The 12,917-nt window shown below is 41.4% G+C and carries 12 protein-coding genes; 10 read left to right on the forward strand and 2 right to left on the reverse strand.

The genetic code is table 11. The features are described 5' to 3' along the window. Window positions 1-17 precede the first annotated feature (17 nt). The 6 genes from MKY27_RS06255 to MKY27_RS06280 all read left to right on the forward strand — a co-directional run bounded on the left by MKY27_RS06255 (window position 18) and on the right by MKY27_RS06280 (window position 5,077). Complete coding sequence (locus tag MKY27_RS06255) at window positions 18-500, forward strand: DUF5590 domain-containing protein (protein WP_339198641.1); 483 nt, start codon at window positions 18-20, stop codon at window positions 498-500. 13 nt (window positions 501-513) lie between these two features. Then, on the forward strand, window positions 514-1,707 hold the full coding sequence (locus MKY27_RS06260; protein WP_339198643.1) for a pyridoxal phosphate-dependent aminotransferase: 1,194 nt from the start codon (window positions 514-516) through the stop codon (window positions 1,705-1,707). Between the two features lie 38 nt (window positions 1,708-1,745). Next, window positions 1,746-3,041, forward strand: coding sequence for an asparagine--tRNA ligase (asnS, locus tag MKY27_RS06265; RefSeq protein ID WP_079525914.1), 1,296 nt, complete (start codon window positions 1,746-1,748; stop codon window positions 3,039-3,041). Between the two features lie 279 nt (window positions 3,042-3,320). Beyond that, window positions 3,321-4,052, forward strand: coding sequence for a DnaD domain-containing protein (locus MKY27_RS06270; protein ID WP_339198646.1), 732 nt, complete (start codon window positions 3,321-3,323; stop codon window positions 4,050-4,052). A gap of 18 nt (window positions 4,053-4,070) precedes the next feature. After that, window positions 4,071-4,730, forward strand: coding sequence for an endonuclease III (gene nth / locus MKY27_RS06275; protein ID WP_339198649.1), 660 nt, complete (start codon window positions 4,071-4,073; stop codon window positions 4,728-4,730). Continuing rightward, a complete protein-coding gene (locus tag MKY27_RS06280; RefSeq protein ID WP_339198652.1) occupies window positions 4,727-5,077 on the forward strand; it encodes a YpoC family protein in 351 nt (116 codons plus the stop codon). Before nth ends, MKY27_RS06280 begins: the two co-directional genes overlap by 4 nt. A gap of 66 nt (window positions 5,078-5,143) precedes the next feature. On the opposite strand, the gene MKY27_RS06285 is transcribed toward MKY27_RS06280, so the two are convergent. Both MKY27_RS06285 and recU read right to left on the reverse strand, forming a co-directional pair. Beyond that, the gene (locus MKY27_RS06285; RefSeq protein WP_339198655.1) at window positions 5,144-7,825 is read right to left on the reverse strand and encodes a PBP1A family penicillin-binding protein; all 2,682 of its coding nucleotides are present in this window, start codon (window positions 7,823-7,825) and stop codon (window positions 5,144-5,146) included. Next, a complete protein-coding gene (gene recU, locus MKY27_RS06290; RefSeq protein ID WP_339198658.1) occupies window positions 7,812-8,495 on the reverse strand; it encodes a Holliday junction resolvase RecU in 684 nt (227 codons plus the stop codon). Before recU ends, MKY27_RS06285 begins: the two co-directional genes overlap by 14 nt. A gap of 182 nt (window positions 8,496-8,677) precedes the next feature. Here recU and MKY27_RS06295 point away from each other — a divergent pair, with 182 nt between their 5' ends. The 4 genes from MKY27_RS06295 (at window position 8,678) to MKY27_RS06310 (ending at window position 12,909) form a co-directional block, all read left to right on the forward strand. Continuing rightward, window positions 8,678-8,908 carry a molecular chaperone gene (locus MKY27_RS06295; protein ID WP_339198659.1) on the forward strand — a complete coding sequence of 77 codons (231 nt, stop codon included), beginning with the start codon at window positions 8,678-8,680 and terminating at the stop codon, window positions 8,906-8,908. A gap of 99 nt (window positions 8,909-9,007) precedes the next feature. Then, entirely contained in the window at window positions 9,008-9,373 is a 366-nt protein-coding gene (locus MKY27_RS06300; RefSeq protein ID WP_339198661.1) for a YppE family protein, read from the forward strand. Next, window positions 9,366-11,642, forward strand: coding sequence for a DEAD/DEAH box helicase (locus tag MKY27_RS06305; RefSeq protein WP_339198664.1), 2,277 nt, complete (start codon window positions 9,366-9,368; stop codon window positions 11,640-11,642). Before MKY27_RS06300 ends, MKY27_RS06305 begins: the two co-directional genes overlap by 8 nt. A gap of 4 nt (window positions 11,643-11,646) precedes the next feature. Further along, window positions 11,647-12,909: a ribonuclease H-like domain-containing protein gene (locus tag MKY27_RS06310; RefSeq protein WP_339198666.1), complete on the forward strand. Its 1,263-nt coding sequence runs from the start codon at window positions 11,647-11,649 to the stop codon at window positions 12,907-12,909. Window positions 12,910-12,917: the final 8 nt, after the last annotated feature.

A 12,917-nucleotide genomic window follows, 5' to 3' on the forward strand; every position in this document is an offset into this window, starting at 1 on the left:
GATTGTAAGGTGCAGTTATGAAAAACTGGATTATCTTTTCGGTTGTCTTTATTTTATCTTTGTCGCTTGTTATTTCAGTGTTTGTATTTTGGAAGGCCAATGCACCGTTTAGTGAAATAGAACAAAAGGCGGAAAGTTTTGCGCTGGAAACGAAAGCACTTGCTGTTGTTGATGATTCCTATGTTTACAATGGGAATAAGCCATATGTCACTGTTTTCGGAGTGGATGAGTATGGGAAGGAAAAGGCAGTCTTCGTCCCGATGAGTTTAGATGAGAATTCAATGCAGGAAGTATTTTTAGCAGATGGCATCACCGAAGATCAGGCGTTGTCTGTTTTTCAGGAAGATACTGCTGCGAAAGAGATTCTTCATATGAAGTTAGGATTCGAGGAGCCGGGTCCAGTATGGGAAATTACCTATAAAAGTGAATCCGGCAGCTTGAATTATGTCTATCTTCTATTTGAAGACGGGCAATGGTGGAAACGCATATTGAATTTGTAGAGGAGAGAGCAACATGAAACAATTGTTGGCAAATCGTGTAAAGACTTTAACACCATCTTCAACTTTGGCAATCACAGCTAAAGCGAAAGAGTTAAAGGAGCAAGGTATTGATGTTATTGGTTTAGGTGCGGGGGAGCCGGACTTTAATACGCCGGAAAATATTTTAAATGCAGCAAAACAATCGATGGATGCTGGTCTGACAAAATATACACCTGCTGGAGGGTTACCTGCTTTAAAGAAAGCGATCATTGATAAATTGGCTCGTGACAATAATCTTACATACAAAGCAAATGAGATAATCGTTGGTGTCGGAGCAAAGCACGTTCTGTATACATTGTTCCAAGTTATTTTAAATGAGGGCGATGAAGTAATTATCCCAATTCCATACTGGGTATCTTATCCTGAGCAAGTGAAGCTTGCTGGCGGTGTTCCTGTATATGTGGAAGGAACACAGGAACAGAACTTTAAAATTACAGCGCAGCAACTACGTGATGCCGTTACTGAGAAAACAAAAGCGGTAATTATCAACTCGCCGTCGAATCCTTCTGGTATGATTTATTCGAAGGAAGAATTGGCTGAGCTTGCACAAGTTGCAGAAGAAAAGGATATTTTAATCGTTTCAGATGAAATTTATGAAAAGCTTGTTTACAATGGTATAGAGCATTATTCAATTGCGGAAGTTTCAGACGCAGTGAAAGCACGTACAATTGTTGTAAACGGTGTTGCAAAATCTCACTCTATGACAGGTTGGCGCATTGGCTATGCAGCTGGTGACGCGACAATCATTAAAGCGATGACGGATTTAGCATCTCACTCTACTTCAAATGCAACAACAACAGCGCAATATGCAACGATCGAAGCATATAACGGCTCGCAGGATGCAGTAGAAAAGATGAGACAAGCGTTTGAATCACGTTTAGAAGCTATCTTCCCGAAACTTGCAGCAATTCCAGGTGTGAAAGTATTAAAGCCACAAGGTGCTTTCTACTTATTACCGGATGTTTCGGAAACAGCGGAGAAAACAGGCTACACTTCAGTGGATGATTTTGTATCGGCACTATTAACAGAAGCAAATGTTGCGGTCATTCCAGGTTCAGGATTTGGTGCACCAGCGACAATACGTTTATCGTATGCGACATCTTTAGAATTATTAGAAGAAGCAGTTCGCCGAATCGATGCCTTTGTTAAATCAAAATGGCAAGATTAAGCGTCCTTGCAACATAAGCTTTGGAGGACTTGGACTTTATGAAAAAAATTATGATTAAAGATATGCCAAATCATATTGGCGAAACAGTAAAAATTGGTACGTGGTTGGCTAACAAACGTTCTAGCGGTAAATTAGCTTTCCTTCAATTACGTGATGGCTCAGGCTTCGCACAAGGCGTAGTTGTAAAAGCAGAAGTAGGCGAAGAACTTTTCGCAGTAGCTAAAGGCATGACACAGGAAACTTCAATGTATGTTATTGGTGAAGTGAAAGCGGACGAGCGTTCTTCTTTCGGAGCTGAATTAAATGTTACTGGTATCGAAGTAATCAGTCCTGCGAAAGATTATCCAATTACACCAAAAGAGCATGGTACAGAATTTTTAATGGACAACCGTCACTTATGGTTACGTTCTCGTAAACAACATGCAATCATGAAAGTACGTAACGAAATCATTCGTGCAACATATGAATTCTTCAATGAGAATGGCTTTACAAAAATGGATCCGCCAATCTTAACAGGTTCTTCACCTGAAGGTACGTCAGAGCTGTTCCACACAAAATATTTCGATGAAGATGCATTCCTGTCTCAATCAGGTCAGCTTTACATGGAAGCTGCTGCAATGGCATTAGGAAAAGTATTCTCGTTCGGTCCTACATTCCGAGCAGAAAAATCTAAAACACGTCGTCACTTAATCGAATTCTGGATGATCGAGCCTGAAATGGCATTCGTTGAGCATGATGAGAGCTTGGAAGTACAAGAGCAATACGTATCACATATCGTACAATCTGTTCTGAAAAACTGTAAGCTTGATCTAGAGCGTCTAGGCCGAGATACTTCAAAACTTGAAAACGTGAAAGCACCATTCCCGCGTATTTCTTACGATGAAGCAATCGAGTTTTTACATGAGCAAGGCTTTGATGATATTCAATGGGGCGATGACTTCGGTGCGCCACACGAAACAGCAATTGCCAACCATTTCGACAAACCAGTATTTATCACATGCTACCCGATCGGTATTAAACCGTTCTACATGCAGCCACACCCAGAGCGCGATGATGTCGTTTTATGTGCAGACTTAATCGCTCCTGAAGGATATGGTGAGATTATCGGTGGTTCTGAACGTATTTATGATTATGAGCTAATGAAATCACGTTTAGAACAACATAACTTATCAATGGATGCATATGCATGGTATTTAGATCTTTGTAAACAAGGTGCAGTACCTCACTCAGGCTTCGGCTTAGGGTTAGAGCGTACAGTTGCATGGATTTCCGGAACAGAACATATCCGTGAGTCCATCCCATTCCCACGTTTATTAAACCGTTTATATCCATAATTAATGGTCATCCATCAAACGTTGATTGGAATGAAGGGGAAGCGACTCCGAGGGGCCAAGCACGTTGCCTGAGACTAGGAACAAAAGCTAAAAACGCCACGTCCTATGGCAACGCTTTTGTAACCAACATCGTGTTGGCCTCGTGCCCCTGGAAAGCGTCCGACCCGGAATGGAAATCAACGTTATACTTTGGTGAAGAACTTAATCTATACAACGAGAAAACGTCCGGAATTTTGCCGGGCGTTTTGTCGTTACGAGCGCACAAAGGGGGATTCAACGATGTCTAAAAATTTTAATCGAATCCGCGTTTGGACGGAGCAATTACAAATTACTATTCCACAATTATTCTTTAAACATTATAGCGAATTGAACATACAAGATGACGAAGCATTGATTATTCTACATTTATTAACGTTCGAACAGGAAGGAATCGACTTTCCGACACCAAATGATTTAATGCAGCGGACAAATTTCCAATTGACCGCTATTTCTCAAATCATACAACGCCTGATGCAAAAAGGGTTTGTCGAAATATCTCAAAGCACTGATGATTCCGGGCGTCTTGCCGAGAAATATTCAATTTATCCGCTATGGGAAAGACTGCTCGATCTGCTGCAATCAAAAGCACAACAGCAGGTTTCAACTGCCAACAAATTGGACGAGGCGAAAATTTTCCAGCTATTTGAACAAGAGCTGGGACGCCTGCTATCCCCAATGGAAATTGAAACAATCGGCATGTGGATGGACTTGGATCAACATAGTCCTGAAATTATAAAAGCCGCCTTAAAAGAAGCAGTACTTGCTGATAAAGTAAACTTACGCTACATCGATCGAATTTTAATCGAGTGGAAGAAGCGCAACATAAAAACAATTGCACAAATTGAAAAACATAGTGAGCAATACCGTAAAAATACAATGACCGCTGCACCGGTTCAACCGGTACATCAGCAAAAAGCAGTCCAGAAAACGGAAAAAGTTTCTTTCTATAATTGGTTAGAGGAGCGAGAATAGGAGGACACCAAAACTTTTATGTTAACAAAAGCAAAATGGAATCACTTTTTAGATGAGATGGATCGGATGTTTCCGGATGCACATTGTGAATTAGTGCATGACAATCCGTTTGAGTTGACGATTGCGACATTATTATCTGCGCAATGTACGGATGTCCTCGTCAATAAAGTGACGAAAGAATTATTTCAAAAATATAAAACACCTCAGGATTATTTAAATGTATCACTTGAGGAACTGCAAAATGATATTCGTTCAATTGGCCTTTACCGAAACAAAGCGAAAAATATTCAATTATTATGTGCCCGTCTTATAAATGAATATGGCGGGGAGGTTCCGGCATCGCGTGAAGAGCTTGTAACATTGCCAGGTGTCGGCCGTAAAACAGCCAATGTTGTCTTGTCGGTTGCCTTTGATGTTCCTGCGATGGCTGTCGATACGCATGTAGAGCGTGTCTCGAAACGATTAGGACTTTGTCGGTGGAAAGACAGTGTGCTGGAAGTAGAAGAAACGATCATGAAAAAGACGCCGATAGAACGATGGAGCCGGGCCCATCATCAAATTATTTTCTTCGGTCGTTATCATTGTAAAGCTCAAAATCCCGGCTGCGGGTCATGTCCGTTATTGGATGACTGTCGGGAAGGGCAAAAACGTTTGAAAAAAGGTTTGGTAAAAATATGATGATTTCAGTTCAACAAGAGGCAATTTCAAAAGAAGTGGTGGACGCTTGGTACGGTGAATGGGAAGTTTTGCGTGAAACGATTCATGCAGCCCATGAACGACGTGACGGATCAGCCCAGCAATTCATGGTAGAAGGAATCGAACATTTTGAGCAGTTTATTGTGAGTGGTTCTATGACTGAGACACCGTTTTCTGTGCAAAGTGAGTACGAGCTCATGCCAATTAACGGAATGGAGCGTCTGCAGTTTATAAAAGCACGTCCCGGACAATATGCATGCTATCGTCAATTGGACGAACTTTATAAAGAAACGAAAAAGCGCTGTGCACGACTGAGAATAAAAAAGTAAATACGGCTTTTCATAAAGAAAAAACATCAATTTTTCCCTCTAAGAGAAAAATTGATGTTTTTTAGTTTAATCGTCTTCCGAGTCTTCAGGTCTTGTTTCACCACCAGAAGTCGGTGGGCTTGGCTGGTTTGGTTGTGATGGCTCAGGGTCTGGCTCATCTGGCTCTTCGGTATTACCGCTGCCATTGCCGTTCCCGTTATTGCCATTGCCATTGCCATTCCCGTTGTTACCATTTCCGTTATTGCCGTTTCCGTTATTCCCATTGTTATTCCCGTTACCCGGCTGTTCCGGTTGTTCTGCATCATTCGGATCTTCAATGGAGTCATTCGGATCTTCAGGCTCTGGTGTTGTATTTCCGTCTACGTATAGTCCAACGCTAGCCGGATCACTTCGTAAATCACCCGAAATGGCTGTAACTGTAAATGTATATTCTTTCCCTCGTTCAATGTTCGGTACTTGAATAGCGGTTGCGCTTGTCGTCGAAATGACTGTTGCCGGACCGCCATCTACTTTCATTGAAACTTCAAATGTGACAGGATCTGTATCTTCACCAGAACCGTTAAGTGAAGAATGAGACCAGGAAATATCTGCAAGTTGTGCTGCATCATTAAATGATGCCTGTAAACCAGTAGGTGCATCTAAATTTTGAGGAACAAATTCCTCTGTATACTCAGTTGGCTCCGTTCCTTTAACAAATAGTTCTGTCGCTTTTTGTGTAGCTGGTGTATATTCATTCGCCAGCTTTAATGGATTTGATCCAACGACAATCGAAGCCGATACGACACTGCTTGGCTGTTTAAATGATGACGACGGGTTATGCTGATTTAAATCCGTCATGATCGATTTGAACAATTGTTGCGGCAACCAGCGCTCTTCCCAAGTTGTAATGGCATCTTTACGCTGTGAATACCCGCCCCAAATCGCGATCGAGTAGTTTGTTGTATAACCGGCAAACCATGTATCCGGTACTGAGCCATTCTTTAAATTGAACTTTTCAAATTCATCTGATCCATAGTTAGTTGTACCGGTTTTACCTGCAATATCAACGCCTGCTACTGCTGCACGCGGCGCAGAGGCATTGCGTTTGTTACTAACTGTATCACGTAAAATATCCGTTACCATATAAGCAGTATAATCACTCATCGCTTTTTTGGATTCCGGTTTAAATGATTTTGACGTTTTTCCATCACGGAAAACAATTTTCGTAATGGCATGCGGACTATTATAAGTACCGTTGTTGCCGAATGCTGCATAGGAAGCGGCCATTTGGACAGGAGAAATATTGACGCGTCCTCCACCAAGTGCTTCCGATTCTGTCAATCCGCTTGATTTAATCCCTAAGTTGCCTAAAAACTCTTTCGCACGTTCAGGACCGACTTCGCGGAAAGTTTTCACAGCCGGAATATTTCGTGATGTATAAAGCGCTTCACGCACTGTCATCGCGCCTAAATAGCGGCCGTCCCAGTTACCGATTACCTGATCAGAACCGGAATACGTAATCTTTTCATCGACCGTAGTCTGACCAGTCGACCATTTTAAATATTCAATGGCTGGCCCGTAATCAATTAAAGGTTTTAAAGTTGAACCAGGCTGGCGTGTTGTCATATCGTAGGCAAAGTTATAGTTAAATTCACCTGTATAATTTCGTCCGCCGCCAATTGCACGAATTTCACCTGTTGGTGTATCGATGACTGCAACACCGGCTTGGATCTCTTCGGTAGGGAAGTTGCTGTCATTGTTCATTAAATTTTCTACAGTCGTCTGTGCTTTTGGATCTAGCGTTGTATAAACTTTGATCCCTTCAGAAGTCAGTTCGCTGTCACCATTTTTTTCAAGTTCTGCTAAAACGACATCCAAAAAGGCCGGGTATTTCGTTGTACTGTTAGCTACACGCTCTTCTTCAGGAATGAGTCCGCCAGTAATAGGTTCCTTTTTCGCTTTTTCCGCTTCCGCTTCGCTAATTTTCCCGTGCTGAACCATTAAACCTAAAACGATATTACGACGTTTTTTAGCACGGTCCGGCTTTTTGTACGGGTTATAATTGTTTGGACTTTGCGGCATCCCTGCTAATTGAGCATATTCAGCCAATGACAGTTCACTTAATTCTTTTCCGTAAAATTCTTTGGCTGCTGTACCAAAGCCATGAATTCTACCTGACATTAAGATTTTATTAAAGTACATTTCGAAAATTTCTTCTTTACTATATTCACGTTCCAGCTTGATTGCGAGCCAAGCTTCCTGTGCTTTACGCTCCAGCTTTTTCTCATTGGTAAAGAATGAGTTCTTTACAACTTGCTGAGTAATGGTACTCGCACCCTGTGCACCAAATCCATCACGGAAGTTGGCAAGTACGGCACCGCCAAGACGCCACAAGTCTACACCGAAGTGATCGAAAAATCGTGCATCTTCTGTTGCAATAATCGCATCAATCATCTGCTGTGGAATATCTTCATATTTAACATAATTTCGTTTTTCTGCACCAATTGTTGCAAAAAGTTCGCCATTTATATCATAAAATTCCGATGAAATCGGATCCTTTAATGCATCCTCATCCAGTTCCGGTGCTTTGCTCACATAGTAGCCAAATAATGCAGCACCACTTAAGAAACCAATTACCCCAATTAAAACGATTGCTAAAACAATGCGCTTAATCCATTTCCCAGCAGAAGTTTTCGGTTTTCTGGATTTTTTGTTTTGTTGTTGACGTTCGCGTTTAATCTGTTCGCGTGTTTTTCTATTCTCCGTCACGTTGTTTCTCCTCACTTTCACAAACATTGTTGTTTGCGATTAACTTTTTTACCGCTTGCAAATAGTCGAGCCTCGGTAAATAACCTTCGGAAATTTCGAAGGCATCCTGCTCGAATACGGCGATTGGTATAGATTTTCTTCCCCCTTCATCCATTGCTGAAAACCATTTTGCCACAATATCATAAGAAATAACAAAATTCCGGTTTAGCATGCTGAATCGTACAATGAAAAACGCAACGCCTCGTTGATTTGTCACGGAATGCATATGATCCATTTGATGGGGGTGAATGTTTTTTAATGGAAAGGATGTTTTACTATCCGTTTCTTTTGCTTCAAAATCAATGTAGTATCCATTCCATACGCCATTATAATCCGTCGTTGAAGGTGTGCGGAAATAAGCCTCTTTAATGACAGCAGCACTTCTAGCCGGATAATCTACTTTGACGATTTGTATAGGAACAGGTTTCTTGTGTATATTTGCCATATTCCTATGTAAATAAAACATATTTGTTTCATTTAGGTCATCTTCTAAGCTTTTTCCACGGTTACTGTAATTGACGGCTCTTTTATTTTTTTCTTTAGCACTCGATTGAAACTTGGCAGATTCTTTATTTTTCTCAACCTTTGGGGCATTTTCATAGAGTTTACCGTTTGGATAACGAATCACCATGGAATCACCTTCTTTCCTGGAAGAAATAATACGTTAATAGTGTATCACAAACAATGTACCCGTTAATAATTTTGTAAAAGCTATGCAAAATATAACTTCTTTTAGCGAATGGACACTATTTTTGCCACATGACAAGGATTCCGTAAAAAAAGAAAGAATCATTGTGGAAAAGGGGGCATTATATGTCGAAATTATCACGCTTAATCGAACAAGTTGAAATGGCACAAACATTATTATCACTGCAAATGGAACGCGAGCAATTAAGAATGAAAGTGGAGCATTTAACCAATCTACTCACTGTTTATCAAAAAGTTAGCTTAGCAGAAACAAAGAGTCAAGTAAAGAATGCCTGTTCGCATATAAGTAGTACAAACGAGGAGAATTTGATACACTTAAGAACAAATATACTTTAGCCTGAATGGGCAAAGATCAATAAAAAGTAACTTTTGCAGTGAAATACGGTAATTTGCGCTGCAAGGTTAAAACAGATGAAATTACTCGAGGTGCACTTTATGCAATTGATAGATGAAACATACAAATTAATAGAAGAATGTGATGCGTGTTTACACCGTTTTCAGGAAATGCGACGTTTAGACAGGGAGCCCGATTTTTTCAATGAGGTCAAGCCGCATGTCGATGACGTCCATACACGTATTCACGAATGGCAGCAGCATGCGACAAATTGGATAAAAAGCCAGCACCCAAAAAATTTATACGTACAGCAAATTGACCACGCAGCCGATGCGATGGAACAATTTGTTGTACAGTCTTTCTTTAAAGGAACGAGCAAAAAACGGTTTATTCAATCGATCCAATCTGCCCAATACACATTGAAGCTACTCGCAACAAAGATTGAGGAAGGTGAAGACGGTGCTTAGTAAGAAAAGAACGATTTCGCAGCTTGTCGACGAGTGGCAATACGAGGAAGAAATGAAACAGAATATTGTCGCTATGCATACGATTGATGAAAAGCAGGCACAGTATGCAGATTTCCCATCCAATTTACACCCATCGATTGTTAAAGCATTGCATGGACGCGGAATTGAACAGCTTTATATCCATCAGCGCAAAGCGTTCGACTATGCACAACAGCAAAAACATTTTACTGCGATTACACCGACAGCTTCGGGAAAATCGTATTGCTACCATCTGCCGGTATTACAGCAAATTTTAGAAGACCGCTCAAGTCGCGCCATTTATTTGTTTCCTACAAAGGCGCTTGCACAGGACCAGAAATCAGATCTTAATGAGTTGATTGAACTGATGGATGAGGATATTTTAAGTTACACATATGATGGAGATACTGCGCCAGGCATCCGCCAAAAAATCCGGAAAGCGGGCCATATCGTCATGACCAATCCCGATATGCTGCATTCAGGGATTTTACCGCACCATACAAAATGGGTATCCCTTTTTGAAAACTTGAAGTACATCGTCATTGATGAGTTACATACGTATAAAGGTGTGTTCGGTTCACATGTCGCACATGTTATAAGAAGACTTCAGCGTATTTGCGAATTTTATGGAAGCAATCCGATTTTTATTTGTACGAGTGCCACAATCAAAAACCCTAAAGAACTGGCGGAAAGCCTGACAAACAGTAAGCATGAGCTGATCGAGCAATCAGGGGCGCCTGTTGGGAAGAAAACATTTATTTTTTACAATCCGCCGATCGTCCACCCGACATTTGGTGTAAGACGAAGTGCAGTGCTCGAAGTGCGCGATATTTCGAAGCGCTTGTTTGAAGCGGGTATTCAGACGATTATTTTCGCGAAATCAAGAGTCCGTGTGGAAATGCTTGTGACGTATTTAAAGTCGTTAACAGCGAAAAAAATTATGGACGAATCGATTCAAGGGTATCGCGGCGGTTATTTGCCGAGTGAACGGCGGGAGATTGAAAAAGGTTTACGGACAGGATCGATACAGATGGTCGTCAGTACGAACGCACTGGAATTGGGTGTCGATATCGGCCAATTGCAGGCATGTATTATGACCGGATACCCGGGGAATATCGCGAGTGCGTGGCAGCAGGCGGGCAGGGCAGGAAGACGTCAGGATGAGGCACTCATTGTATATGTTGCGCAATCTACGGCATTGGATCAATATGTTGTCCAAAATCCTAGTTATCTATTAGGAAGTTCACCAGAAGAAGCGCGTATTAATCCTGAAAATCTGTTAATTTTAATGGAGCATTTGAAGTGTGCGGCATTTGAACTGCCATTTTCGATGGAAGATACGTATGGGGAATATGAAGTTCAGGAACTGTTAGCGTATTTAGAAGAAGAGGGTGTACTTGTCCGAACGAGTACGAAATGGCACTGGATGAGCGACAGATTCCCGGCGCATGAAATTTCACTGCGCTCTGCAGCACAGGAAAATGTCGTCATTATTGATATTTCAACTCCTGCCAATACGAAAGTGATCGGCGAAATGGATACTTACAGTGCAATGACTCTTTTACATGAAGAAGCGATCTATTTACACCAAGGGATACAGTTCCAGGTCGAAAAACTCGACTGGGAAGAGAAAAAGGCTTTCGTCCGGGAAGTGGATGTCGACTACTTTACAGATGCGAATTTGGCGATCGAGCTGAAAGTGCTAAGTGAAGATAAATCGGCACCATTTAAAAATTCGACAGTAAGCTACGGCGATGTAAGCATTTTAGCTATTCCGACCATCTTTAAGAAAATCCGTTTTAATACACATGACAATATCGGTTCAGGCCCTATTTCAATTCCTCCAATGGAGATGCATACAAATGCCACGTGGATGAGCTTTGAGTTGCCGAATAAATGGACAGAAGAGCAACTGACCGACGCACTGACAGGGGCAGCCTATGCAATGGGAAGTTTTATCCCGTTATTCATCCACTGCGATCGGTCGGATGTGTCGGTTGTCCCGCAAGTAAAAGCGGTTCATAATGAAAAACCGACATTGTTTATTTATGACAGTTACCCTGGAGGTATCGGTTTAAGTGAACGTGTGTATGATGTTTTACTGTCACTGCTTGAAAGAACGGCACAGCATGTGGAAAACTGTCCATGTCAGCAAGGCTGCCCTTCATGCATCGGTGCGCAGGATAGTTTAGGAGAAAATAAAAAACAAGTGATGAAAGTATTGAATATTTTAATTAACGAAATGATGTGAGAGCATGTCGTACGAAAATAAGCTATTGCAAATGAAAAAACTGCTAGGCAAAAAAACGGAGCAAAAAAAAGAAAAACCAAAATTCATTAAACCGGAACCGCCATTTTACAGTGAACAATGGCAACAGGCAGGACTTGAACTGGTGGAAAATGAATTCGGCATGCTTTTTAAACGGGAAGTGCATTATCCGTTTGATTACAAGCATGGCGACTACAAGCTAGGGGAGTTTTTTCCTTCTTTAAAGCGTTGGAAGTCCCAAGCCGAAGATCATCCGTTTGCCATTAGCGGTGATGAAACAATCGTGTTTTTTGATACAGAAACAACCGGTTTGAAAGGCGCGGGTACCCATATTTTCCTCCTCGGCTTTTTGGAAGCGGATGATGAAGGTTTTACGCTCACACAGTATGTATTGGCGGACCCTTCGAATGAAGCGGCTCTTCTTTTTGAATCGAAACTATGGCAGCGGAATGTAACGGTTGTATCCTATAACGGAAAAAGTTTCGACTGGCCGCAGCTTCAAGTACGCTGGACGTTGAACCAGCAATTTTTGCCGCCGCTGAAGTCACAGCGTCAAATTGACTTGCTGCATAGTACGAAACGACTTTGGAAAGATGATTTATCACGTATGAAGCTTACGCAAGTAGAACAGGATAAGCTCGGTTTTCACCGGGTTGGGGATATACCGGGTCATTTAGCTCCGATTATTTACTTTGATGCTGTTAAGAGCGGGAATGCGGAAACGTTGATGAAAGTACTGCTGCACAATGAATGGGATTTACTGTCCTTAATTACATTGTATATTCACTCGACGAACTTATTGTTTGATGATATATCAACAGAGTCGGCTACAACGTATACGAATATCGGGAAATGGTTCGGCGACTTGAAGAAGCGGCAAACAAGTACCGAAATCTTGCAGGCTGTGACAGCACATTTCGAAACAAAAGATACCGGCTATGCCCATTATTATTTAGCGTATGAATTAAAGCGGATTGGTGAAACGGATTTAGCGATTCAATCATTCCAGACAGCACTTCCAGCCATCCCTGTCAGAAAACAGCTGCAGGCATATGAACAATTGGCCATGCTTTTTGAACATAAAGTAAAGGACTATGAGCAGGCGTATATTTATACGGAAATAGGGAATAATTTACTTCCTGAAATCCCATTTCAAAAAGAAACACAGCTTCAAAATCAGCGGAAAAATTGGCAGAAAAGGCTAAGCCGTTTAGATATTAAAAGAAATAAGAATTTTTTCGACATCTAGAAGATATG

The organism is Solibacillus sp. FSL R5-0449 (assembly GCF_037975215.1).
Lineage (GTDB): Bacteria > Bacillota > Bacilli > Bacillales_A > Planococcaceae > Solibacillus.

Excerpts from the sequence above, each read along its gene's own strand:
- MKY27_RS06255 (WP_339198641.1), top strand. The coding sequence starts at position 18 with ATGAAAAACTGGATTATCTTTTCGGTTGTCTTTATTTTATCTTTGTCG.
- MKY27_RS06260 (WP_339198643.1), top strand. The coding sequence starts at position 514 with ATGAAACAATTGTTGGCAAATCGTGTAAAGACTTTAACACCATCTTCA.
- asnS (WP_079525914.1), top strand. The coding sequence starts at position 1,746 with ATGAAAAAAATTATGATTAAAGATATGCCAAATCATATTGGCGAAACA.
- MKY27_RS06270 (WP_339198646.1), top strand. The coding sequence starts at position 3,321 with ATGTCTAAAAATTTTAATCGAATCCGCGTTTGGACGGAGCAATTACAA.
- nth (WP_339198649.1), top strand. The coding sequence starts at position 4,071 with ATGTTAACAAAAGCAAAATGGAATCACTTTTTAGATGAGATGGATCGG.
- MKY27_RS06280 (WP_339198652.1), top strand. The coding sequence starts at position 4,727 with ATGATGATTTCAGTTCAACAAGAGGCAATTTCAAAAGAAGTGGTGGAC.
- recU (WP_339198658.1), bottom strand. The coding sequence starts at position 8,495 with ATGGTGATTCGTTATCCAAACGGTAAACTCTATGAAAATGCCCCAAAG.
- MKY27_RS06295 (WP_339198659.1), top strand. The coding sequence starts at position 8,678 with ATGTCGAAATTATCACGCTTAATCGAACAAGTTGAAATGGCACAAACA.
- MKY27_RS06300 (WP_339198661.1), top strand. The coding sequence starts at position 9,008 with ATGCAATTGATAGATGAAACATACAAATTAATAGAAGAATGTGATGCG.
- MKY27_RS06310 (WP_339198666.1), top strand. The coding sequence starts at position 11,647 with ATGTCGTACGAAAATAAGCTATTGCAAATGAAAAAACTGCTAGGCAAA.